This window comes from Evansella tamaricis (assembly GCF_019042215.1).
GTDB classification, from domain to species: Bacteria; Bacillota; Bacilli; order Bacillales; family Salisediminibacteriaceae; genus Evansella; species Evansella tamaricis.
The window spans coordinates 12,220-36,322 of the sequence record NZ_JAHQCS010000029.1; the positions used below are offsets into that span (position 1 = coordinate 12,220).

At 38.5% G+C, this 24,103-nt stretch carries 25 protein-coding genes and 11 tRNA genes; 30 read left to right on the forward strand and 6 right to left on the reverse strand.

Going from position 1 to position 24,103, the window contains the following annotated elements; translation table 11 throughout:
- Positions 1–65: 65 nt before the first annotated feature.
- Together KS419_RS01400 and rocF are read left to right on the forward strand one after the other, a co-directional pair.
- Positions 66–980, forward strand: a complete 915-nt coding sequence (locus KS419_RS01400; RefSeq protein ID WP_281419754.1) for a proline dehydrogenase family protein — start codon at positions 66–68, stop codon at positions 978–980.
- Positions 981–1,031: 51 nt separating this feature from the next.
- A complete protein-coding gene (gene rocF / locus KS419_RS01405) occupies positions 1,032–1,955 on the forward strand; it encodes an arginase (RefSeq protein WP_217064313.1) in 924 nt (307 codons plus the stop codon).
- A gap of 200 nt (positions 1,956–2,155) precedes the next feature.
- On the opposite strand, the gene mgtE is transcribed toward rocF, so the two are convergent.
- The 4 genes from mgtE to KS419_RS01425 form a co-directional block, all read right to left on the reverse strand.
- Entirely contained in the window at positions 2,156–3,502 is a 1,347-nt protein-coding gene (gene mgtE, locus KS419_RS01410; RefSeq protein WP_217064314.1) for a magnesium transporter, read from the reverse strand.
- A gap of 376 nt (positions 3,503–3,878) precedes the next feature.
- Positions 3,879–5,582: a b(o/a)3-type cytochrome-c oxidase subunit 1 gene (locus tag KS419_RS01415; RefSeq protein ID WP_217064315.1), complete on the reverse strand. Its 1,704-nt coding sequence runs from the start codon at positions 5,580–5,582 to the stop codon at positions 3,879–3,881.
- Entirely contained in the window at positions 5,579–6,052 is a 474-nt protein-coding gene (locus tag KS419_RS01420; protein ID WP_217064316.1) for a cytochrome c oxidase subunit II, read from the reverse strand. The genes KS419_RS01415 and KS419_RS01420 overlap by 4 nt, the downstream gene beginning before the upstream one ends.
- Positions 6,053–6,076: 24 nt before the next feature.
- Positions 6,077–6,238, reverse strand: coding sequence for a cytochrome c oxidase subunit 2A (locus KS419_RS01425; protein ID WP_246593596.1), 162 nt, complete (start codon positions 6,236–6,238; stop codon positions 6,077–6,079).
- A gap of 356 nt (positions 6,239–6,594) precedes the next feature.
- On the opposite strand from KS419_RS01425, the gene KS419_RS01430 reads away from it, so the two are divergent.
- Positions 6,595–7,653 (forward strand): ABC transporter ATP-binding protein, encoded by a 1,059-nt coding sequence (locus KS419_RS01430; RefSeq protein ID WP_217064317.1) that lies wholly within the window; start codon positions 6,595–6,597, stop codon positions 7,651–7,653.
- A 126-nt stretch (positions 7,654–7,779) separates the two neighbouring features.
- On the opposite strand, the gene KS419_RS01435 is transcribed toward KS419_RS01430, so the two are convergent.
- Positions 7,780–8,529 (reverse strand): rhomboid family intramembrane serine protease, encoded by a 750-nt coding sequence (locus KS419_RS01435; protein ID WP_217064318.1) that lies wholly within the window; start codon positions 8,527–8,529, stop codon positions 7,780–7,782.
- 164 nt (positions 8,530–8,693) lie between these two features.
- Between KS419_RS01435 and acpS the strand changes: the two genes are divergently transcribed.
- The 15 genes from acpS (at position 8,694) to KS419_RS01510 (ending at position 21,245) form a co-directional block, all read left to right on the forward strand.
- Positions 8,694–9,050: a holo-ACP synthase gene (gene acpS / locus KS419_RS01440; RefSeq protein ID WP_217064319.1), complete on the forward strand. Its 357-nt coding sequence runs from the start codon at positions 8,694–8,696 to the stop codon at positions 9,048–9,050.
- A 204-nt stretch (positions 9,051–9,254) separates the two neighbouring features.
- On the forward strand, positions 9,255–10,682 hold the full coding sequence (locus KS419_RS25420) for an NAD(P)H-hydrate dehydratase (protein WP_380085857.1): 1,428 nt from the start codon (positions 9,255–9,257) through the stop codon (positions 10,680–10,682).
- A gap of 48 nt (positions 10,683–10,730) precedes the next feature.
- Positions 10,731–11,762 carry a LolA family protein gene (locus KS419_RS01450; RefSeq protein WP_217064321.1) on the forward strand — a complete coding sequence of 344 codons (1,032 nt, stop codon included), beginning with the start codon at positions 10,731–10,733 and terminating at the stop codon, positions 11,760–11,762.
- Between the two features lie 124 nt (positions 11,763–11,886).
- On the forward strand, positions 11,887–13,056 hold the full coding sequence (gene alr / locus KS419_RS01455) for an alanine racemase (RefSeq protein WP_217064322.1): 1,170 nt from the start codon (positions 11,887–11,889) through the stop codon (positions 13,054–13,056).
- A gap of 97 nt (positions 13,057–13,153) precedes the next feature.
- A complete protein-coding gene (locus tag KS419_RS01460) occupies positions 13,154–13,462 on the forward strand; it encodes a CopG family ribbon-helix-helix protein (RefSeq protein ID WP_217064323.1) in 309 nt (102 codons plus the stop codon).
- A gap of 4 nt (positions 13,463–13,466) precedes the next feature.
- Positions 13,467–13,817 carry a type II toxin-antitoxin system PemK/MazF family toxin gene (locus tag KS419_RS01465; RefSeq protein WP_217064324.1) on the forward strand — a complete coding sequence of 117 codons (351 nt, stop codon included), beginning with the start codon at positions 13,467–13,469 and terminating at the stop codon, positions 13,815–13,817.
- A gap of 205 nt (positions 13,818–14,022) precedes the next feature.
- Positions 14,023–14,880 (forward strand): RsbT co-antagonist protein RsbRA, encoded by an 858-nt coding sequence (locus KS419_RS01470; RefSeq protein WP_217064325.1) that lies wholly within the window; start codon positions 14,023–14,025, stop codon positions 14,878–14,880.
- Entirely contained in the window at positions 14,861–15,217 is a 357-nt protein-coding gene (locus tag KS419_RS01475) for an STAS domain-containing protein (protein ID WP_217064326.1), read from the forward strand. Before KS419_RS01470 ends, KS419_RS01475 begins: the two co-directional genes overlap by 20 nt.
- 2 nt (positions 15,218–15,219) lie before the next feature.
- Complete coding sequence (locus KS419_RS01480; protein ID WP_217064327.1) at positions 15,220–15,621, forward strand: anti-sigma regulatory factor; 402 nt, start codon at positions 15,220–15,222, stop codon at positions 15,619–15,621.
- A 14-nt stretch (positions 15,622–15,635) separates the two neighbouring features.
- The gene (locus KS419_RS01485) at positions 15,636–16,658 is read left to right on the forward strand and encodes a PP2C family protein-serine/threonine phosphatase (RefSeq protein ID WP_246593597.1); all 1,023 of its coding nucleotides are present in this window, start codon (positions 15,636–15,638) and stop codon (positions 16,656–16,658) included.
- 58 nt (positions 16,659–16,716) lie between these two features.
- Positions 16,717–17,046, forward strand: a complete 330-nt coding sequence (locus tag KS419_RS01490; RefSeq protein WP_217064328.1) for an STAS domain-containing protein — start codon at positions 16,717–16,719, stop codon at positions 17,044–17,046.
- Positions 17,047–17,048: 2 nt separating this feature from the next.
- Positions 17,049–17,540, forward strand: coding sequence for an anti-sigma B factor RsbW (gene rsbW, locus KS419_RS01495; RefSeq protein ID WP_217064329.1), 492 nt, complete (start codon positions 17,049–17,051; stop codon positions 17,538–17,540).
- Complete coding sequence (gene sigB / locus KS419_RS01500) at positions 17,503–18,291, forward strand: RNA polymerase sigma factor SigB (RefSeq protein WP_217064330.1); 789 nt, start codon at positions 17,503–17,505, stop codon at positions 18,289–18,291. The genes rsbW and sigB overlap by 38 nt, the downstream gene beginning before the upstream one ends.
- Positions 18,291–18,908, forward strand: coding sequence for a SpoIIE family protein phosphatase (locus KS419_RS01505; RefSeq protein WP_217064331.1), 618 nt, complete (start codon positions 18,291–18,293; stop codon positions 18,906–18,908). Before sigB ends, KS419_RS01505 begins: the two co-directional genes overlap by 1 nt.
- Before the next feature lie 147 nt (positions 18,909–19,055).
- Positions 19,056–21,245 carry a Tex family protein gene (locus tag KS419_RS01510; RefSeq protein ID WP_217064332.1) on the forward strand — a complete coding sequence of 730 codons (2,190 nt, stop codon included), beginning with the start codon at positions 19,056–19,058 and terminating at the stop codon, positions 21,243–21,245.
- A 236-nt stretch (positions 21,246–21,481) separates the two neighbouring features.
- Here the strand turns inward: KS419_RS01510 and cmpA are convergent, their stop codons facing one another.
- Entirely contained in the window at positions 21,482–21,622 is a 141-nt protein-coding gene (cmpA, locus tag KS419_RS01515; RefSeq protein WP_217064333.1) for a cortex morphogenetic protein CmpA, read from the reverse strand.
- Between the two features lie 206 nt (positions 21,623–21,828).
- Here cmpA and KS419_RS01520 point away from each other — a divergent pair, with 206 nt between their 5' ends.
- The 12 genes from KS419_RS01520 to KS419_RS01575 all read left to right on the forward strand — a co-directional run bounded on the left by KS419_RS01520 (position 21,829) and on the right by KS419_RS01575 (position 23,948).
- Complete coding sequence (locus tag KS419_RS01520) at positions 21,829–22,290, forward strand: SprT family protein (RefSeq protein WP_217064334.1); 462 nt, start codon at positions 21,829–21,831, stop codon at positions 22,288–22,290.
- A gap of 149 nt (positions 22,291–22,439) precedes the next feature.
- Positions 22,440–22,515, forward strand: a tRNA-Asn gene (locus tag KS419_RS01525).
- A gap of 3 nt (positions 22,516–22,518) precedes the next feature.
- A tRNA-Ser gene (locus KS419_RS01530) sits at positions 22,519–22,609 on the forward strand.
- A 25-nt stretch (positions 22,610–22,634) separates the two neighbouring features.
- Positions 22,635–22,709, forward strand: a tRNA-Glu gene (locus tag KS419_RS01535).
- A 313-nt stretch (positions 22,710–23,022) separates the two neighbouring features.
- Positions 23,023–23,098 (forward strand) — tRNA-Val (locus tag KS419_RS01540).
- A gap of 28 nt (positions 23,099–23,126) precedes the next feature.
- A tRNA-Asp gene (locus KS419_RS01545) sits at positions 23,127–23,202 on the forward strand.
- 18 nt (positions 23,203–23,220) lie between these two features.
- Positions 23,221–23,305 (forward strand) — tRNA-Leu (locus tag KS419_RS01550).
- 130 nt (positions 23,306–23,435) lie between these two features.
- Positions 23,436–23,522: transfer RNA gene (locus KS419_RS01555), tRNA-Leu, on the forward strand.
- Between the two features lie 42 nt (positions 23,523–23,564).
- Positions 23,565–23,641, forward strand: a tRNA-Arg gene (locus KS419_RS01560).
- A 5-nt stretch (positions 23,642–23,646) separates the two neighbouring features.
- Positions 23,647–23,723: transfer RNA gene (locus KS419_RS01565), tRNA-Pro, on the forward strand.
- Positions 23,724–23,741: 18 nt separating this feature from the next.
- A tRNA-Gly gene (locus KS419_RS01570) sits at positions 23,742–23,815 on the forward strand.
- Positions 23,816–23,871: 56 nt separating this feature from the next.
- Positions 23,872–23,948, forward strand: a tRNA-Ile gene (locus KS419_RS01575).
- Positions 23,949–24,103 lie beyond the last annotated feature (155 nt).

Genomic DNA, 24,103 nt, shown 5'->3' on the forward strand with positions numbered 1-24,103 from the left:
AAAATATAAGTAAAGAAAATCACGTTTGTTTGGGGAATAAAGTACGTGAGAAGGAAAGGGGTTGAATGGTGATGATAACAAGAAATTTTTTCCTGTTTTTATCCCAGAATAAATTTGTGAAAAATAGAGCGATGAAATGGGGACCGAAATTTGGTACAGTTAGGCAGGTCATCGCAGGGGAAACCATTGCTGATGCAGTAGAAACGGTAAAAAAGCTAAATGAAACTGGACTTTCGTGTACGGTGGATCATTTAGGTGAGTTTGTCTACAGTGAGGAAGAGGCCATTGCATCTGCTGACGTATGTGTGAAAACACTAGAGGCCATTGCGGAAGCAAAAGTAGATTGTAATCTATCGTTGAAGCTCACTTCTCTTGGGTTAGATGTTGACAGAAATTTATGTCGTGATAACATGTTGCGAATCTTAGAAACTGCAAAAAAGCACAATAATTTTGTGAGAATAGACATGGAAGATTTTTCACATCTTGATGCGACTTTAGATTTATTGCATGAATTAAGGAAATCTTATGATAATGTTGGAACAGCCATTCAAGCCTACCTTTTCCGGGCTGAAAAGGACCTGCGAGATTTAAAGGGTATTAACCTTCGTCTCATCAAAGGTGCATATAAGGAATCTCCTCAAGTTGCCTATCAAAAACAAGAAGAGGTTGACAAGAACTACTTAAATATAATTAAAATTCATCTTCTGAACGGTAGTTATACAGCAATTGCTACTCATGATCACAATGTGATTGCAGAAATTCAATCTTTTACGAAAGAACATAACATACCAAAAGAGCAATTTGAATTCCAAATGCTGTATGGTTTTAGAACAGAACTGCAAAAGGAAATAGCTGATGATGGGTATAAAATGAGAATTTATGTTCCATTTGGAGAGGACTGGTATGGGTATTTCATGCGCCGTTTAGCAGAGCGTCCACAAAATATTCGTTTTGCGGTTCAGGGTCTCTTTTCCAAGTAGAATACTAGATCAATAGAGTCTTTTGGGAATATCATAAATTAAGAGTGTTCAATGGTAAAGGGGTGGCAAACAGTGAAAAAGAAAGTCTCAATTATTGGTGTTCCTATGGACTTAGGGCAAACTCGCCGTGGAGTAGATATGGGACCAAGTGCAATGAGATACGCAGGGGTAATACAGCGTCTAGAGTCTTTGGGGTATGAAGTGGATGACCGTGGAGATGTGGAAATTGGCCGTCCTGGTAAGTTAGATGTAAAGAATGAAAAAAATTTAAAGGATCTAGATGAAGTGGTGAAAGCAAATGAGAGCTTAGGAAATGCCGTATCTAAAGTAGTGGAAGAGGGTAATTTTCCGTTGGTTCTCGGAGGAGATCATAGTATTGCAATAGGTTCTTTAGCAGGGGTAGCAAATAAATATGAGAACTTAGGTGTCATTTGGTATGATGCTCATGGAGATTTAAATACTGGTGACACTTCACCATCGGGTAACATTCATGGTATGCCATTGGCTGTATGTTTAGGAATCGGTGATTCCTCCCTTACTCAAATTGGAGGATATGCACCAAAGATCAAATCAGAGAACATTGTCATCGTAGGTGCCAGATCTCTAGATGAAGGGGAAAAAGAACTGATTAGAGAAAAAGGGATCAAAGTTTTTACAATGCACGAAATTGACCGATTAGGGATGACGAATGTGATGGAAGAAGCCATTGCTCACGTTACCAAAAAAACAGATGGGGTACATTTAAGTTTAGATCTTGATGCATTAGATCCCCACGACGCTCCAGGAGTTGGAACTCCTGTAATAGGTGGTACAACCTATCGCGAAGCGCATCTTGCAATGGAAATGCTTGCAGAACGGGATATCATCACGTCTACTGAGTTTGTGGAAGTTAATCCAATTTTAGATAATAAGAATCAAACGGCAGAAGCAGCCGTAGGTCTTATTGGATCATTATTTGGAGAAAAGTTATTATAATAACATCCTATTAACGGTACAATCATCATATAAAAAAGAGGCTAGGACAAAAGTGTTTTAATTAATGAAAAATCCGAACGAAATAATAGTAATATACTTCGCTATTGTTGTGTATTGTTCGGATTTCAATTAACCATTTTAGTTATGTCCAAGCCTCTTTTTCTATTCCTAATCCAATAGCGATTAACTAAGTCATTCGTTCATATTAAAAGGTGCAGAAAGGTTGTTGCTATCCCAAAATATATCAATAGGGAGAAAATATCATTTAATGTTGTAATTAAAGGGCCCGATGCTACAGCAGGATCAATACCTATTCGATAAAGAATAAGGGGGATGATTGTACCGGCCATCGTTCCGATAATCAAGGTAATTAAAAGTGAAATCCCGACAATCATTCCGAAAACAAGGTCACCTTGCCATATGGATGCAACAGTAAAGACTAATAGCCCACATGTAATCCCTATCATGGTACCTACTTTAAATTCGCGCCAAACTAATTTCAGGATTGTTCTCTTTTCCAGTGTATTGGTTACAAGTCCCCGAACAACTACGGCCAAAGATTGAGTCCCAGTATTTCCGGTCATACCGGCTATCATTGGCATAAAAAAGATTAAGGCAACGACTTGCGATAAGGTTTGCTCAAATCCATCTAATATACTGCCGGTAATTAGCCCAATAAATAAAAGTAAAATGAGCCAAGGTAATCTTCTGAACGATGCCGTTGTGGCTTTAGTACTAAAATCAATCGATTTACCGGATGCTGATAATTTTTCAATATCTTCATTAGCTTCTTCAATAAATACGTCTATAACATCATCAACCGTAACGATTCCCTTTAATACATTTTTTTCATCTACCACAGGAACTGCCAAAAAATCATACCTTTGGATTAGTTGTGCCACTTCCTCCTGATCCATCTCTATTGGGACAGAGAGAACACGACTAAACATTATATCTTCAATTTTTTCATTAAGATCGGCTAAAAGAAGATCCCGGTAGGAAACAACCCCGACCAGTTTTTTATTTTCATCAATAACGTAAAGGTAATAAATATTGCGGGTTAATCCAGCAAAGGTCTTAAATTTATCAACGGCTTCGCGAACAGAATAATAATCCCTTATCCAAACAAATTCATTGGTCATGATTCCCCCAGCTGTTTCAGGGGGATAGCTCATGAGTTGTTGAACCGATTTAGACTCATCTTTATGCATTGCTGATAAGTACTCTTCTAATTTTTCTTCGGAAATTTCACTAAGCATATCAGCTAAGTCATCGTTATCCATAATATCCATAACTTTTGAAGATTTTTCAATGCCTAATTTATGTAATACTTCCATCTGAATCTCTTGTTCTAATTCCATTAAAAGGTCTGCAATTTGCTTCGAAGTTAGATAGGTCAGGAATCGGAAATGATGTTTCTCAGGCAGAGCGCGATATAATTCAGCAAGATCATACGGGTGCAGCTCCTCTAGTACTGTCTGTAACGATTCTTTTTTTGCTTCTCTCATATATTTAATTGCTAATACGGTAAGTTGAGTAGTATTCATGTGCACACCTCTTTCTTCTATACGAATTACCTTTTCATGTTACCACTAAATTATTCGGAAAAATAGCAGTTTTTTTGTGAAATAAGGCAGGCAGAATAGGGACAAAAAAGCTGTTTCTCGTAATGAATACCATCACTGAAAACAGCCTTTTTAAAGAGGTAAGAAAGCGAAATTTTTGAACCTCGGGCATTGTCGAGCTCCACCGCCTACTCGCAAGGGCACTGAAAAAGTGGTGCTTTTCCACTTTTTCAGTCCCTTTCTACTTGCTACGGGGAACTTCGGAAGTGACAACAGAAGTCAAAGAGTGGACTTCAAGTTGTCATTCCTGCACTGCTCTATTCTCGTGAGCCTAGGCGTTTGTGCTTTTCTTAATCATTTATTTTATTAAAAAGTTAAATGGAGGTGATCCCGGTGGTGCATTCACTATCATTTCATATATTGGAATCGTGTATGCAAATAGGATAAGAACAACAGCAATACCAATCCAGAGTTTCCAGTTTTCCAAATATGCAGGTGTGTTTGGTGTATCCACGGGATCCGGTGTCATCGGGAATTCCGTATGTCCTTTCGGTGCTAAGAAAGCTAGGTGAATAAAGTTATAAAACATTAGTACACCAGCAGCAGTTAATATGACGCCACCTATAGCAACTGTCACATGACTTGCAAAGATTCCTTCAAACCACTGCAAGGCTTGCGGATGATCTCCATAAGTTGCATACGCTGTACGCCGGGGAGCACCAAAGAGTCCTAGGATATGCATGGCACCTGACATTAAGAACATACCAATGACCCATAGCCAAGTTTGAACAATTCCACAACGATTGGCATGTTTAGTAAATCTACGGCCGGTTAAAACGGGAATTAACCAGTAAGCCATTCCAAAGAAGGTAAGTAATACTGTGGTACCAACTGTTAGATGGAAATGCCCTACTACCCAAAGGGTGTTATGGACTACGGAATTCAACTGGAAACTGGCGTTGATGATTCCGCCTGCTCCTGCTGGAATAAAAACGATCATTCCCATAAATGGTGCAAAGAATCGGACATCGCCCCATGGTAGTGTTTTAATCCAACCAATGACCCCTTTTCCGCCCTTTTCTCTAGCCGTTTGTTCAAATGTGGCAAAAATAGAAAAGGCAGTCAATAAAGAAGGTACAACAACAACAAATGTCAGTATAGTTTGAACATATTTCCAAAACTCAGTAACTCCGGATTCCATTAATTGATGGTGAAACCCTACTGGTATGGAGAATAGTAGGAATAAAACAAAAGCTAAACGGGCTAAGGAACTGCTAAATAATCTGCCTCCGATTACTTTTGGAACAACTAGATACCATACCATGTAAGCAGGCATAATCCAGAAGTATACAAGAGGATGTCCGAAATACCAAAATAAAGTACGGCTTAATAAGACATTTACCTCACTTGTTAACCCTAAAGCCCAAGGCAAGATTTGTACTAGGACCGTTGCAGCAACTCCTAAACCTGCCACCATCCAAAGGATAAGTGTTGCGGTTGTCATAAATCCGAACAGAGGTGTCGGTTTATCGGGATTTGCCTTTTTCCACTTGAAATAGTGCGTTAAAAGTGCAACTGCGGAGATCCAGGAGCCCACAATGACCAAAGCAAGGGCCGCATAAAAAAGCCAGTGACCTTGTAATGGAACATAAAAAGTATATAATACAGATGCCTCATTTAATAGAATAAGTACAGTAGCGATTAAAGTACCAACTAACATAATGTAAAATCCTACCCAGCCGGTTTTTCTCAAACGAGAGGAAAATGTCCCGTGTGTTTTACTCATACCGGCAAAGAAAAACCCGTAAATAATGAAGGTAGTAAAAACGAGTGCAAGTAAAACTCCGTGTGCAGTAAGAATCTGATAATAGCCTAACCACGTTGGTAATTGTATCATTCCGCCCCGGGCAAGGCCCTGTAATAGTCCTCCGAAAACACCAATAATGAAGGCGACGAATGCAACGTGGATGTGAACCATTCCAAGCTTTCCGTCGCGAGGGTCAACACTGATGTCAGGCTCATTGTCATATTTATAATCAATAACTACGTTTGATTGTCTCATTGCGAAATCACCTCAATTCTCATTTGCATGTAATGGTGACCAGTTCCGCAATACTCGTTACAAATGACGAGGTATTCTCCTGGTTCATTAAATGTATGCTCAGCCATATTCACATGTCCAGGCGTTACCATAAAATTGACGTTTGTACCTGGGATGGTAAAGCTATGGACAACATCGGCACTTGTTACCTCGAATATCACCGTAGACCCCACAGGCACTTCAATTTTATTAGGATTGTATCCAAAAGCTTGAGCAATTAATGTTGCTCTATATGTCGACTCGTTAATTTGAGTTAAACCAGGTTCCGAAAACAATGGATCTTCGCTTAAGTTTTGTGAATCCACAGTAGTCATATGACTAGGTGGTTGATGACCAAATGCAAAAGCTGCTACACCTAATACTGCTAAGAATAGTGCCAGAGAACCTATTCCAAAGACAAGCCAAATCTTTTCGTACTTGTGTAAATGCATCGAGATTAGCCCCCTCCAAAGAAATTAAATCCGAGATAAATATAAGAAAAATACTGCAAACCAAGAAACTAAGATAAAGGAACCTACGAATAAAACAAAATATAATGTTCCTTTTAATGATGAATGATCTTCTTTATTTTTCGTAGTTATAGTACTTGTTTTCATTTCCAAGTTGGATTTGCCCATTCTTCTTCCCCCTCTCCCTTAATGGAAACTCCCCTTGATACTTCAACAATCCCCACGAAATAATCATAAAGGATGAAAGAAGTGTGATGAGAGTCAATTTGTGAAAGATTGGTGAAGTTTTGTAAATTAATTTACATTTACACTATGGTGATGTTGTAAAAGGTTATAAAAGGAGGAATAAAAAGTTTTAAAACATTGGTTAGTGGTTTTGTACATCGTTGACGTAAAAAATTACCTTATGATATAATTCAACTTGTAATGAAAATCATTCTCAACTGTTTTTAATAATTCTAAATTAATAAACTTACTAATCTAGAATTTTTACCATCCAAGAAAAACTGGGAGGTAGTGATTTAATGAGTTTTATTCAACTGGAAAATTTAACAAAATACTTTAATGGTTCCGCTGATCCAGCTGTAGCTTCACTTAACTTAACTATCCAAAAGGGTGAAATAATTACTTTATTGGGACCAAGTGGATGTGGGAAAACAACCACCTTGAGGATGATTGCTGGATTTGAACATCCTAATAAGGGAACGATTCATATTGATGGAAAAGAAGTATATAATGAAGCCCAATCACTGCCGCCAGAAAAACGTGGAATCGGGATGGTTTTTCAAGATTATGCATTGTTTCCCCATATGACTATTATGAAAAATGTAATGTTTGGTCTAGGTAAATGGAGTGCCCGAGATAAGAAACAACGTGCGAAAGAAGTCCTGGAATTAGTGGGCTTAGAAGGTTATGCTAACCGCTATCCTACACAATTATCTGGTGGGCAACAGCAACGAGTTGCTTTAGCCAGGGCGTTAGCCCCAAAACCACATGTCGTTTTAATGGATGAACCGTTCAGTAACTTGGATGCGGGTTTAAGGGAGAAAATGCGTTTTGATGTGACAAACATACTTCGGAAAGCCAATACCACAGCCATTATTGTGACACATGACCAAAAGGATGCTTTTGCTGTTTCAGATCGTGTTGTAGTCATGAAGGACGGGATCATTCAGCAAATCGCTTCTCCAAGGGAAATGTACCGCTGTCCGAAAAATTGTTTTGTTGCTCAATTTGTCGGGAAGACAAATCTACTTACGGGAATAATGGATGATGATAAGATGAACATTCATACCCATATTGGAAAAGTCACTTTGCCAGAACAATGGAAAGAACGGTTAGAAACGGTTAAACTGTCCATTCGACCAGAGGGATGTCACTTAACAGAAAAAGGGGCATACTGTGGTGTGGTGGAGCGAGTCACTTATGGTGGGGAATATCAGGAATTATATGTGAGACTTCATAATGAACCTCATTTATCTAAAGAACCGATGCTCATCTACGCACCGATTGAACAGGATGTGGAAGTAGGTACAATTGTTTCCTTCAATATAAAACCAGAACTAGTAGCACTTGTGGAATAGTCAATTATACTTAATCAAAAAACTAGCCTAGAGGCTAGTTTTTTTGAAACTGAAAAAGTGCTTTTAAACTTTTTCAGATGCTTCTTAATCGCTACTTGGCACTTCGAATGGCTTTTAATATAACTATTAAAAGATAATTCTAAGGAGAATGAAGAAAAGGAGGATCGTTCCCACAACAATGGCAGCTACTTTCATTTTTTCTAAATTTCTCCGTTTTTTTTCCCATCGATTTGGATCAAAAGTTACTTCATCGGTGTCAGAGGCACGTCGATATTGACCATATCTGCTGACTTTGTACAAGATAAGTGGACCTAATAGTGCTCCAGCAAGTAAACCAAAAAGATGAGCAAGGATATTAATCCCCGGATTTACAAAGGTCATAATCACTCCAATAACAAGTATTGTCATGATAACTTGCGAGTTCCCCTGGTCAATAAGGTCTTGACGATTTAATACCATATAGAGATAAATTCCAAATAGTCCATAAATGGCACCGGAAGCACCTAAGTGAAATAGTACTGGTTCCCCCAGATAAAAGGTTGCTATATTTGCGATAATTCCAGTTAAAAAATAGGCTGTGATAAACCGAAATTTCCCTAATAAACTTTCTAACGCAGGTCCAAATAAAACGAGAGAAAAGGAATTAAATAGCATGTGAGTGATTGAACCGTGTAAGAAAATAGGGGTAACTAAACGCCAATATTCACCCATCCCCACATGGAGGTTACTTCCAATACCCCAATTTCGAATTTCAGTACCCCCAAAAAAAGGGAGGAAGTAGACCCAAATATAAAGAATAATGTGGATAGCAACTAAACCGGTAATAATAGGATATGATCTAATGAATCCTTGAAAACTTTCATTTCGAACAAACATATGTCGTCTCCTTTAAAAAGTTTCTGCAAGTTTATTTATTATTTTTGCACTCATTTTACCATATGTTTATCGATACATCCTATTAACTTCTCTTATCACCATGTGAAATGTAATATGATAGTAACAATGGTAAACTAAAGAAAATGGTTTTGGGGGGACAAGAATTGATAGTGGGCATTGGTTTAGATCTTGTGGAGTTAGAACGAATAAGATCACTGTATGATCGTAAACCTTCATTTGCCAAGCGGGTTTTAACAGAACGGGAATACGATTACTTTCTAACCTTAAAAGATCAACGAAAGATTGAATATTTGGCAGGAAGATTTTCAGCAAAGGAAGCGTATTCGAAAGCGCTTGGTTATGGTATTGGAAAAGAGATATCTTTTCAAGATATAGAGATAATAAATGATTTGAAAGGAAAGCCAGAAATACATACAAAAAATACCTCGGGAGGGAAGGCACATCTGTCTATTACACACACTGCAACCTATGCAGCAGCCCAAGTAGTTATTGAGGATTGAGTCAGAATATTCATAGCTAGTCATGCTAGTCTGCATATTGTCTAGGACAGCCTCATATAGTGATAGTGCGGATGGGAGGGAAACTAAAATGTACGTGGTAACGGGTGAAGAGATGCACCGAATTGACCGCTATACCATGGATGAAATTGGTTTGAGTGAAGAAGCGTTAATGGAAAGTGCCGGGCAAGCTTTTGTCGTCAATTAATCCCTCATTTAACAGAAGGGGATCAGGTGGCGATATTGATTGGAACTGGTAATAATGGTGGAGACGGATTTGTGATAGGGAGGTCCTTAAAGGAATCAGGTTATGAAGTGGATGTCTTTTTAATCCCACCTGAAGAAAAAATACGTGGAATGGCCTCAAACCAGAAACGTATCTTCGAAAGGGTAGGGTATACATGGATTCCATATAAAAATGTTGAGGAACAAATGGAATGGAAACTTCAAAACTATACGGTAGTCATCGATGCCTTATTAGGAACAGGGATCAAGGGAACACCACGCTCACCTTACAAGGAAATCATTGAATTGGTGAATAAGGTGAATGGAAGAATCATTTCTGTTGATGTACCAAGCGGTATCCCCGTGTTGGAAGTGGACGATTCGTTTGATGGGAGCGGAATAAAAGCCGATGAAACATACACGTTTCAAGCACCAAAAATAACAAATTTTATTTTTCCATTTGCTCCCTATTTTGGGGATGTTAAAGTCTTGGATATAGGAATTCCTAAAAAGGCATTGGAAAAACATGCAGGTACTAGGAAGTTAATCATTGAAACAATCGTTCAGAAGACACTTCCAAATCGAAAACCTAATGCCCACAAAGGGTCTAATGGAAAAGCACTCATCATCGGAGGATCCCAGTTCATGCCTGGAGCTCCAATCTTAACTACTAATGCGTGCTTAAGATCAGGAACCGGTTTAACAACTCTGGCTGTTCCAGAAGAGATCCTTCCAATCGTTTCACAAAACTCAACAGAAGCAACGTTTCGTTCCTTACCCAGTTTAGATGGGGAGATAAAAACCAACAATTTATATGATGAGCTATCTCTCAATCTTTTTTATGGAATTGCTATTGGTCCAGGGATGGGAAGAAGGAATGAGTATTCATTATTTGAATCCTTTGAACATTACGAAGGCCTTTTAGTAATTGATGCGGATGGACTATTCCATTTATCTAAAGAACTTCCTAAATGGAAGGGTGGCAGACGCGCTGGTCCAACTATCATCACACCTCACACCGGTGAGATGGGAAGGTTGACTGGTCTTTCCACTGCTACAATAGAAAAGCATCGGTTTGAGGTTTCTAAAACATTTGCGAAAACGTTTGGAATGTATGTTGTATTAAAGGGACCTTACACTATTGTAACCTCTCCAAGTGGTATGCAATGGGTTAACCAATCAGGGAATCCATCTTTAGCCAAGGGTGGTTCAGGGGATGTACTGACGGGGATTATCCTTGGGTTTCTGCTTCAACACCAATCTATATTAGAGGCATTATGTAACGCCGTATTCATTCATGGTAAAACAGCTGACAAGTTGGTCAAAACGCAGGATGGTTTAAGTGTTACAGCTACAGACATCCTGGGAAATATTGGGAAGATAATCCATTCTACCCGTTACCATTCGTAACGACATATCCCTCCTTTGTCGTCGAAAAGTGACAAAGGGGTTGAGTAAATGAAGAAAATCATTTCCTTACTCGTAGTGCTTGCGGCATTTACGTGGTTATTAGCTGCTTGTGGTGAAAAAAGTCAAGAAGATGTCATTAACGATTTAGATGCTGTTTTAGATGACCTTACTGGATATAAGGCAGAAGCGGAGATGACTCTTCAAACAGGGGATGAACCTCAAGTATATCATGTGGAGGTTTCGTATAAAACTCCTACATTTTACCGCGTAGCCTTAAGTAATGCGGAAAAAGATCAGAGTCAAATAATATTACGCAACGATGAGGGTGTTTTTGTTCTTACACCAGCACTAAACAAGAGTTTTAGATTCCAAAGTGATTGGCCTGAGAATAATAGCCAAGTGTATCTGTACGAATCTCTTATTAATGATATTTTAATGGATCCAGAATCATCGTTTTCAGCAACAGAAGAACATTATGTATTCCAAACTAACACGAATTATACGAACAAACATCTTAATCAGCAAGAAATAATGCTCAATAAAAAAGACCTGACACCTGCATCTGTGAAAATAATGGACGTGGATTTGAAAGTCCTTGTTCAAGTAGAGTTCACCGATTTTGAAATGAACGCATCATTTGGTGACAGTGATTTCGATATGGATCGGAATATGACAGGTGCCCAACTGAACAGTAATGTGCCTACGATGGCCGAAGGGGAGATGGAAGAACCCTTTACTGTTTTTTATCCAATGTATAATCCTCAGGGGGCAGGGTATCCAAATGTGGAAGAACTGCGAACAGAGGATGGGAAACGTGTGATTATCACCTATGAGGGAGAGCAGGCATACACACTTGTCCAACAACAAAGCCGATACGTAGATGCAACTGCTCCAGTCCATATTTCCCAAGGGGAACCTGTAGATTTAGGGTTTACTTTTGGTGCCATGATGAATGATGGAGAAACTAAATCAATTTCATGGTCATATAAAGGAACTGATTTCTTTTTAGCGTCAAAATATTTGAGCGAAGAAGACATGATTGCAGTGGCCAGAAGTGTTTATGGAACAGAAGAAAAATAGGAATCATTACAGGCTCCAAAGGGGCCTGTTTTTTCCTCTTAGTTCCTTCACATTTGACACATTTGGGATTGAAGATAATAATGTTGTACAATAATGTGTGGAAGTGAATGATTGGAGGAACACCATGGTAGAGTATTATCGCGACACTTGGGCTGAAATAAATCTGGATGCAATTAAAGAAAATGTAAAAAACATAAAGCGCCTTATTCCTGATAATGTAAAATTTATGGCTGCTGTTAAGGCGAATGGATATGGTCATGGTGCTGTGGAGGTAGCAAAAGCTGCGATTGAAGCGGGAGCATCTTCTTTAGGTGTAGCAATTCTTGACGAAGCGTTAGCAATCCGAAAAGCTGGTATTACAGATCCGGTACTAGTAATGGGTTATGTTAAGCCAGAATATGTGGACATCGCCATTGAGAATAATATTACATTAACTGCTTTTCATGGGGAATGGGTTGAAAAAGTTGCATCTTTAACCCATCTCACCAAAAAAGTTATCCTCCATGTGAAAATTGATACTGGTATGGGTCGAATTGGTATAAGATCGGAAGAAGAAGGAAATGCTTTAATCAGTAGTCTTAATAAATATTCTAACTTCGAAGTAGAGGGAATTTACACACATTTTGCAACTGCAGATGAACTTGATACAACGTATTATAGGAAACAGCAAGAGAGTTTTGAAAAAATGGTTAATTGGTTTGAAAGGGAATTGGGCAAAGATATTCCAGTGAAACATTGTGGCAATAGTGCAACAACACTCAGATTTCATCAGGAATTATATAATATGGTACGTGTTGGAATCGCTATGTATGGTTTAACACCTTCTGAAGAAATGAGAGATTTACTCCCTTTTCCTTTAAAAGAAGCATTTTCACTCCATAGTAGAGTGTCTCACATTAAACAAATACCAAAGGGACATGGTGTTAGCTATGGTGCGACATACCGCACAACGGATTCTGAATGGGTGGCTACGATTCCAATTGGGTACGCAGACGGTTGGATCCGGGCGAATAGTGGTGGTGAAGTACTTATTAATGGGAATAGGGTACCAATCGTTGGACGTATTTGTATGGACCAAATGATGGTAACCGTTCCGACTTTTGTACCTGTAGGAACAAAAGTTACATTGATAGGGAAACAAGGAGAGCAACATATCCCCATGGATGAAGTGGCAAAACGACTGGATACGATAAACTATGAAGTGCCTTGTACAATTAGTTATCGGGTTCCGAGAGTTGTAATTGAAAATAATGGGATTTTCAATATTAAAAATGAGGTTTTAAAAGAAAAATAATGGATTTTGAATTGTTTTGACGAAAAACTTAGGCGGAAGATACAAAAGTCACTTTGCAATACAGTAGTTCAAGTGATATGATTAAAAAGGATAAAAAATGGTTGATGTTGCCCTGGAGGTGTTTTTTGTGTCTGAAGATAGCACAAAAAAAATTATGGTAAGCTTGCCACAGCACTTAATAAATGAGTTAGATGGTATGCTAGAACAACAAAAGGTCAATCGTAGTGAAATTATTCATAAGGCTACAAAAATGTATTTGAAAGAGCATAAGAAACAACAAATTCGTGAAACGATGCAACAAGGCTACATGGAAATGTCAAAGATTAATTTAAACATTGCGACGGAAGCCTTTCTTGCTGAGGAGGAAGCCGAGCTCACGTTGGATCGCTTAGTAAGTGGGGTGTAACGGATTGATTGTAAAACGCGGTGACGTTTATTTCGCAGATCTTTCACCCGTTGTCGGTTCCGAGCAAGGGGGGATTCGGCCAGTTTTAATCATCCAAAATGATATCGGTAATCGATTTAGTCCAACTGTTATCGTTGCAGCGATTACTGCTCAAATCCAAAAGGCGAAATTGCCTACACATGTTGAGATCAATGCAAAGCGGTATGCCTTTGATCGTGATTCCGTTATTTTATTGGAACAAGTTAGAACGATTGACAAGCAGAGATTAACGGATAAAATTACACATTTAGATGACGATATGATGGCGAAAGTGAATGATGCCTTGATGATTAGCTTAGGTTTAATTGACTTTTGATATCGATTGTTACAGGAAAAGTTGCTATTTTTATAGCAACTTTTTTCACTTTCTGAACAGTGTTGGGATAATAATATACATTTTTACATAATATTCAATTATTAGAGAAAAGTGAAAGCTTATTATATCTCAGATTCGTTGCAATCAAATGTAATCAATGGAATAATAAGATTATCATTGTAATGTAAGGGTGGGGAAATCATTCATGAATTCAAAAACTAGGGATGCCATATTATCACATCAGACTTCTATTATCGATTATTGGCTAGAGGAAGTATCGAAATTTAGATCAGAGGATAATTTACAAAGCATTACAAATAAAGTCTATGAAAATACGAACAGAGAGTTTGTAGACAAGCTTTTTTTGACCGTGCAAAATGGAAAGGACGATATTTATAAAGATTTAATCCTTTACGCGGAGCGCCTGATTCAATTGGGTTGGCCATTAAATTATATCACTAGGGGATTACAAGCCTTTCGTAAAGTAACCGTTGAAACATTATCCAAAGCAGAAGAAAATTACAGTAAAAGCATTGAATTCTTCCAAGAGATAGAAAATTGGATAGATGAGATTGTGAATATTCTTGTGAATGAATATTCAGGGTCTTGGGAGAATACTGTGTTTTTACAAAAAATGGCTTTAAAAGAGCTGTCTGCCCCATTAATTCCCGTGTTTGAAAAGATTAGTGTAATGCCACTTATTGGAACGATTGATACGGAACGTGCAAAATTAATTATGGAAAACCTTCTAGAAGGTGTTATCGAACATCGGGCAGAAGTGGTATTGATTGATATAACTGGGGTTCCGGTAGTAGATACGATGGTAGCACACCATATTATACAAGCTTCGGAAGCGGTAAGGTTAGTAGGTGCGAAATGTATTCTTGTTGGAATTAGGCCTGAAATTGCCCAAACTATTGTTAATTTAGGTATAGATCTAGGTAGATTTCCAACAAAGAGTACTTTAAAGAAAGGAATTGAAACGGCACTTCAATTGACGAAACGGGAAATTATTGAAATTTCTGAGCAAGGAGGAATTACCTATGAGAATTCCAATCCTTAAATTACATGATTATTTATTGATTTCTGTTCAAGTAGAGTTAGATGATCAGACAGCATTGAAATTCCAAGAGGATGTATTAAATAAAATACATGAAGTGGGTTCTAGGGGAGTAGTAATCGATCTCACCTCCGTGGAAATGATAGATTCATTTATTGCTAAAGTTTTAGGTGATGTAGTAGATATGTCAAATTTAATGGGTGCGAAGGTCGTTCTAACTGGAATTCAACCAGCGGTAGCAATTACGCTTATCGATATGGGCATCGTTTTGGATGAGGTTCCAACTGCCTTGGATCTCGAACAAGGGTTGGATAAACTCCAATCTGAATTGGAGGGTTGACTATGCAAGTCCAAACCCATGTTGATATAAATAGTGAGTGGGGGATTGTTGCCGCTCGACAGGCGGGACGTAAACTCGCTCGGGAAATCGGGTTTGGTTCCGTGGACCAAGCGAGAATTACAACTGCGATTTCAGAATTGGCCAGAAATATTTACCTGTATGCTAACAAAGGGCAAATTCATATAGAAGAATTAACGGATTCAGGGAGGCGGGGAATTAAAATCTTAGCAATAGATGATGGCCCCGGAATTAAAGACGTTAGAAGAGTGATGGAAGATGGTTTTACCACTTCAGGTGGATTAGGAGCAGGTCTTCCAGGAGTTAAACGGTTAATGGATGATTTTAAAATAGATTCTGAAGTGAATAGTGGAACAAAAATTACAGTAATTAAATGGCTCCGATAAAGGGGGAAGTATCGTTGGAAGATACAAAGCTAACGATGTACCATTTATATAAAGAAATGCTAAACAATTATTTAAAAAGTAAGAGTGAGCATACACTATATTCTGCACAACAATTTAGTAAAGAAATGCTTGAAAAGGATATGTCTCCAGAAGAAGTAATCAGTCTGCATAAATCTGTAATACAAGAACTCCAACAAATGAATAATGAGGCTGTTACTGACTTTATTGATTCCTTCGATATTTTATTAGAAGTAATGATAGGTTATGGTCTTGCCCATCGGGAACATCTGAGTTTACGGGACAGGCAACGGCAATTAGAATCTGAACTTACTGTTGCCGCTAGAATGCAACAATCCTTATTACCAAGTGGGAAAATAGAACTAAACTCAGTTGATTTTGGTGTTATTAGTGTTCCTGCGGGTAAAATGAGTGGGGATTACTATCATTACTTCATAGATGAACAAGGTCATATTGGTGCAGCTGTAGCAGATGTTATAGGTAAAGGGGTTCCTGCGGCTATGTGTATGTCAATGATAAAATACGCAATAGATAGCTTACCGGAGCAACGATTACAGCCTGCTGCTTTACTGGAAAACTTAAATCGAGTTGTAGCTCGTAATATCGACGATGATATGTTCATTACAATGATTTATGGCTCATATGATCCTAAAGCTCATCGGTTCCATTATTCGAGTGCAGGTCATGAACCTTGCTTATTCTACTGTGCAGAATCAGATACTTTTCGAGAGCTAAAAACAAAAGGATTAGTATTGGGTGTTTCTTCTAAGGTTCGTTATGAAGAATATTATCAGGATCTGGAACCAGGTGATTTTATCGTTCTCCTTTCAGATGGTGTTACAGAATGCCGTATTGAAGATGAGTTTATTGATATAAAGCAAATAACACAACTTTTACGTAAATATAAGCATTTACCAGCACAATTAATGGTGGATCAAGTGTTTTCGGAGTTGGAAAAAATTCAAGACTTTAAGCTGAACGATGATTTTACACTCTTAATTCTGCGCAGGAATGTTTAAAAAGTGGAGAGACGGGGTAAAGAAAATAACGTCACTTGATTGCAGGAGGATGGAAAATATGAACTTGAAAGTAGATATCAAGGAAGGTAATAGGGAAACTGTTGTTTTCTTAAAGGGGGAAGTGGATGTTTATACTGCCCCTACTTTGAAAGAGTCCTTATACCCACTGGCTGAACAAAAGGAAAAAAAGATTGTAGTGGACTTATCCAATATTAATTATATTGATAGTACAGGCTTGGGGATATTTATTGGAGCATTGAAAGCGACGGATAAATCAAATAGTACGATAACGATTTGTGGAGCAAATGCTAGAGTGAAGAGATTATTTGAAATTACAGGTCTTGATGAAATAATAGAAATTGTTTCGGATCAAAGGGAGGAAGTTTAAGAATGGCCCAAACATCTGATTTCATAGAAATGAAAATGCCTGCTAAACCAGAATATGTAGGTGTTGTTAGGTTAACTGTATCTGGAGTTGCCAACCGCCTAGGGTATACCTATGATGATATTGAAGACATAAAAATAGCAGTGGCAGAAGCGTGCACGAATGTTGTTAATCATGCTTATGAAGATGGGCAAGAGGATGCATTAATGATGGTGACTTGTGCCGTTTATGATAATCGTTTGGAGTTAATGGTGGCAGATAAAGGAGGAGACATTGATGTTAATTCCTTTAAAAATGGAAAAGGTCCTGTTCAATCAGATCGCCCTATTAGGGAATTGAAGGAAGGAGGACTAGGCCTTTTTTTAATTGAGACTTTGATGGATAAGGTTGAAATAATTGGAGATTCAGGTGTAGTCATCACAATGACAAAGTTCCTACAAAGAGATGGGGTGGAACAAAATGACAACGGGATCTCAACAGAAGCACCTAAACAATAGGGAAGAAGTAATGAATTGGATCGAAGAGTTTCAAAAAAGTGGAAATGAAGAAGTTCAAACAAAACTTGTTATTGAATTTGAGAGTCTTGTTCATGCCCTTGCAAGAAAGTTTTCCAAAGGGCAGCGGCATGACGAGGACTTAATCCAAGTCGGAATGTTAGGTTTATTAGCGGCTTTGCGGAGGTTTGATCCATCTTTTGGACGTAGTTTTGAATCATTTGCAGTTCCAACCATCGTCGGTGAAATAAAAAGATTCATTAGAGATAAAACGTGGAGTGTACATGTTCCGCGAAGAATAAAGGAATTAGGCCCGAAAATAAAAAGTTCTGTAGAAGAATTAACTACTGAGCTTCAAAGATCTCCAAGGGTAGACGAGATTGCCTCACATATTGGTGTTTCCGAGGAAGAAGTTTTGGAAACGATGGAGATGGGGAAAAGCTATCAAGCCCTCTCTGTAGACCGCTCTATCGAGGCAGATGATGAAGGTAGTGCTGTAACTTTGTTGGATCTAGTAGGTGCAACAGAAAAGGGATATGAAAAAACCGACCAGCAGCTCCTCTTAGAAAAAGCATTTTCCGTGTTAACAAATCGCGAAAAAGAAATACTTGAACTGACTTATTATGAAAATTTAAGTCAGAAGGAAACGGGAGATAAGTTAGGGATATCCCAAATGCATGTTTCGAGACTTCAACGAAGGGCGCTTCAAAAATTAAGAGAATCTATTCGAGTAGAACCAACGGAGTGTCTGTGATGATAGAACATCAAGATCTTAATGGAGTAGAAGTGAGTACGTATAAAGCTGCTAAAAAAGGAAATTGGTGTTCTGGGGATTCTTTCTTTGTAACGAGGACAAAAGATTATATTTTATGTGCAATGGCGGATGGTTTAGGTAGCGGGGAAGAGGCAATGAATTCCTCCACTGCAGTTATTGAAGCGATAAAAAATGACCATGGAGAAGATGTTCTTTTTTTGATGGACAAGTGTAATCGTGTTTTAGTACAAAGACGTGGTGCGGTTCTTTCCATTCTTAGAATCGATATTAATGAACAAGAAATTACTTACAGTAATGTTGGGAATATAGGTTGTAATTTCTACTCTCCTGATGGAAAGCTAGATCGACCAGTACCTTCAAGGGGTTATCTTTCTGGGAAAAAGCAAAAAATAAGAATTCAAAGGATCCCTTACGAAAAAGGGATGACTTTTGTTTTATACACGGATGGTTTTCATTTTAATCCAGGTTATCATTCCATTTTATCAAAAATGGATTCTCCTAAAGACACCCTACACCAGTTAGTTGAATTGATGGAAGACACCAATGACGATACGGCTTTACTAATAGGAAAAATTGATAATAGTACGATTAAATAACCACCGATTTCGTTCGGTGGTTTTAAAATTGATTGTTTCCTTTTCATCACCAAGTTGCAGCAGGTTAACATTCGTGAATGATTCAAGTATAATCAATACGAGATAGGTAACTTTTTTTATTTGTAGAAATGGAGGGTATTATATAATATGGAGTGGACAGAACAACAATTTTTAAATCTATCAATTGTAACTAAACAAACTCAATTAAAACAGGATCGTGTCAAAAGTGTTATTGAACTATCCGAAGATGGAAATACAGTACCATTTATTGCCCGGTATCGAAAAGAGATGACTGGTGGGATGGACGAGGATCAGATTAGAAGTATTTTAGAGGCGTGGACGTATGCAACAAATCTAAATAACCGAAAAGAAGAAGTGATCCGACTAATAGATGAACAAGGTAAACTTACTTCTGAACTTCAAGGGAATATTGAGAAAGCTACGAAACTACAAGAAGTGGAGGACTTATATCGTCCTTATAAGCAGAAGCGTCGAACGAAAGCAACGGTCGCAAAAGAGAAGGGGTTAGAACCGTTAGCACAGTGGATATTTTCATTACCGGTGAATGGTAATGTTACATTAGAAGCGGAGAAATTTTTAAGTGAGGAACATGAAATACATACTATAGAAGAAGCTCTCCAAGGAGCGAAAGACATTATTAGCGAGTACATATCCGATGATGCGGATATTAGAAAACATGTGAGAAATATGACTTTCAATCAAGGTAAAATGAAGGCAGAGAAAAAAGCGAAGGCGGAAGATGAAAAAGGTATTTTCGAAATGTATTATGATTATGAAGAAGAAGTTAAACGAATTGTTCCTCACAGAGTTCTAGCATTAAATCGTGGAGAAAATGAGGATGTCCTTAAGGTTTCCATTGTTCCTCCTCGGGATCAAGTACTTGCTTGGATCGAGAGACAAATCATTCACGGAAAAGAAACGATAGCTAAAGAAGAATTACTTCTTGCGATCGAAGATGGGTATAAACGACTTATTGAACCTTCTATTGAAAGGGAAATTCGGAATGAAGTGACTGAAAAGGCTGAAGAGCAGGCTATCCATATTTTCTCTGAAAATTTACGTAATCTGTTATTACAACCCCCTCTTAAAGACCGAATAATACTGGGAATTGACCCAGCCTATCGGACGGGCTGTAAATTAGCTGTGGTAGACGAAACAGGGAAAGTTTTGGCTATTGATGTCATTTATCCAACACCTCCCCGTAATCAAGTGGAAGAAGCGAAGAAAAAAGTAATTCAATTCATTAAGAATTATAATATTGAAATGATAGCAGTGGGAAATGGAACCGCCTCAAGGGAAACAGAGCAATTTGTGGTTGATGTTATGAAAGAATTGGATGAAAAGCTCTTCTATTTAATTGTTAATGAAGCTGGAGCTAGTGTTTACTCAGCCTCTAAGGTTGCAAAAGAGGAATTTCCTGACTTGCAAGTGGAGGAGAGAAGTGCTGTATCTATTGCCCGTAGGATCCAGGATCCACTAGCTGAGCTTGTGAAGATTGATCCAAAGTCTGTTGGTGTTGGACAGTATCAACATGATGTTACTCAATCAAAATTAAATCATTCACTAACGTTTGTTGTGGAGACAGTGGTAAATAAGGTTGGTGTTAATGTCAACACAGCATCCTCTTCCTTGTTGCAATATGTTGCTGGCCTGTCAAAGGCAGTTGCAAATAACATTATTAAGTTCCGTGAAGAGGAAGGGAAATACGTAAGCAGGGCTCAACTTAAGAAGGTCCCCCGTTTAGGTGCTAAAACTTACGAGCAATGCATAGGTTTTTTACGGATAATAGATGGTAAGCATCCATTAGACAGAACAAGTATTCATCCTGAAAGTTATGGAGTAACTAAAGACTTAATGAAACATTTAAATATTTCGGCAGAAGAGTTGGGAACAGATGCTGTAAAGGATAAACTACAGCATATCAATGTGAATGAATTATCGGAACAGTTCGATGTCGGTGTCCCGACATTAAAAGACATATTAGATGCACTTTCTAGACCTGGTCGCGATCCCCGTGATGATGTCCCTAAACCGCTATTGAAAACAGATGTATTAACTTTAGAGGATTTGTCCCGTGGAATGGAACTTCAAGGTACTGTAAGAAATGTGGTTGATTTTGGAGCTTTTATTGATATTGGTGTGAAGGAAGATGGACTAGTCCATATCTCAAAACTAGCTAATCGATTTGTAAAGCATCCTATGGAAATAGTCTCTGTTGGCGATGTGGTGACTGTTTGGGTGGAAGATGTGGATAGGAAGAAAGGCAGAATTGCATTGACAATGCTTCAACCAGAGAAACAGACAGTGACTTCTTAAAAAAATGAGTGGGCTGGGACATAACTAAAGTGTTTAATTGAAAATCCGAACAATACACAACGATAGCGAAGTATATTTCCGTAGCTATTGATTGCTTGGATTTTTCATTGATTAAAACACTTTTGTCCCAGTCTCTTTTTATATAGTTGTTATTTAGGGAGGGCACTAAAAAAGTTGTTTAATACTTATTCAGTGACCTCTATTTACGTGGTGTTTTTCTGAAAGTATGTTCTTTATTAATCAGATTGATATGTTTTTGTAGAGGAAATAGGGGGTGTCTGTTTATAATAAAACCAACATTGGTTTAAGAGTTTGATCCTCCGAGTATCCTTTTTAATATATGCTTCTTCCAACTGCCTTTGAAGCCAGGAAGGCATTGATACTCCTCCTTTCAACTTCAGGGTTGTAATCTGTTTATTTAACTATATGTTCAATTGCTTGGATTTGTTATTCTTAAAACAAGGTCAATTTGTCTTATTGCTTCTATATTAAAACATTTGTTGTTAGATATTAATTCACTTATTTATTCTGAATGCTGTATAAGTATAAAAAGTTTATTGACTTAATTAAAGGGGAAGCGTGAATGAATAACCGTCAATTGCAAGAATTAACCGAAGGAATATCTATTGAGTATTTTCACAAACCATTTAAACATAAAGCATTTTTCAACCCCCGTTTAAGAACGACAGGTGGAAGATACTCTTTATTAGATCATCATATAGAAGTTAATCCCAAGCATCTTGAACACTTTGGAGAAAATGAATTGATTCAAATCATTAAGCATGAACTTTGCCATTACCACCTTCATATAGAAGGAAAGGGTTATAAACATAAAGATCTGGATTTCAAAAGTCTACTAAGTCAAGTAGGTGGAGCGAGACATTGTCAAACCTTACCTGACCTAAAAAACAAATCAAAGAAATTACATGTTTATCAATGTACAAAATGCGGTATTGAATTTAAGCGAAGAAGACAATTTGATACGAATAAATATGTATGTGGAAAGTGTAAAGGGTGGATAAAAAAGGTAAACACAATCTCTTGATAATATATTGACGTTAATTTTTTATTGTGGTACATTATAAAAGTCGCTTATAAGACAAGCACAGATAAAACAGAGGTAAACGGATATTGACATATGCCGTTTTCTTGTTTTAAAATAATTAAAGTCCTTTTTGAAAAAGCATGTATTATTCCACAGTAGCTCAGTTGGTAGAGCAATCGGCTGTTAACCGATCGGTCGCAGGTTCGAGTCCTGCCTGTGGAGCCATTCGGAGAAGTACTCAAGTGGCTGAAGAGGCGCCCCTGCTAAGGGTGTAGGTCGTGTGAGCGGCGCGAGGGTTCAAATCCCTCCTTCTCCGCCAGTCTCATATTACTATTGATATAAACGGCCCGTTGGTCAAGCGGTTAAGACACCGCCCTTTCACGGCGGTAACACGGGTTCGAATCCCGTACGGGTCACCATAGACTTCTTTTACTACCATTACTGGTGCCTGGGATATGTTGTTTAACACTGCGGAGGATTAGCTCAGCAACGAGCTGCACTTCGAAGAAACATCTACGAGTTGTCTCGACGGATAAGCGCCAGAGCAAAACTAGTAGAGGAAGAGACAGGGAACATCCCTGAATATGCATCAACAACGCTGCGGAGGATTAGCTCAGCTACGAGCTGCACTCCGAAGAAAGAACTACGAGTTGTCTCGACGGATAAACGTCAGAGCAAAACTAGTAGAGGAAGAGACAGGGAACATCCCTGAATATGCATCAACAACGCTGCGGAGGATTAGCTCAGCTGGGAGAGCACCTGCCTTACAAGCAGGGGGTCGGCGGTTCGAGCCCGTCATCCTCCACCATTTTATTTTAAAATGCAAAACAAAATGTGGTCCCGTGGTGTAGCGGTTAACATGCCTGCCTGTCACGCAGGAGATCGCGGGTTCGATTCCCGTCGGGACCGCCATTTAGTTTATATATTTGTGCGGGTGTGGCGGAACTGGCAGACGCGCTAGACTTAGGATCTAGTGCCTTCGGGCGTGGGGGTTCGACTCCCTTCACCCGCACCAAGATGTTTTTTTATTTTTGGTTTTGTTATTGACAAAAAGTCAAACGTCGTGTAAAGTATTAATTCCGTCGTTAAAATAGATTCTGTGAAAAAGATAATTAGTAGTTAAACGAAGGACAAATTAACTATTTGCGGTCGTGGCGGAACGGCAGACGCGCTAGGTTGAGGGCCTAGTGGGGGTTAACCCCGTGGAGGTTCAAATCCTCTCGACCGCACCAAACGTACTACTATAATATAAAAGTTATCATTTTAATTGGTGTGCGCCCGTAGCTCAATTGGATAGAGTGTCTGACTACGGATCAGAAGGTTAGGGGTTCGACTCCTCTCGGGCGCGCCATATATCGGGAAGTAGCTCAGCTTGGCAGAGCACTTGGTTTGGGACCAAGGGGTCGCAGGTTCAAATCCTGTCTTCCCGACCAGTTATATATTTTATAAATGCGGGTGTAGTTTAGTGGTAAAACCTCAGCCTTCCAAGCTGATGATGTGAGTTCGATTCTCATCACCCGCTCCATAAATTACCTCTTGCATCGTTTGATTGACAATGTTATAGTTGTAAATGTTGCTTGAGGGCCTGTAGCTCAGCTGGTTAGAGCGCACGCCTGATAAGCGTGAGGTCGGTGGTTCGAGTCCACTCAGGCCCACCATTATATTATTGACCTTTGAAAACTAAACAAAAAGCCAAGCGAAGTGGGATATGAATTACTATAATGAAATATCCCGTCAATGAAGAAGTAACAATTAGCCAAAATTTGGCTTGACGCTAGTCGTCAAACTCAACACTTTATTGGAGAGTTTGATC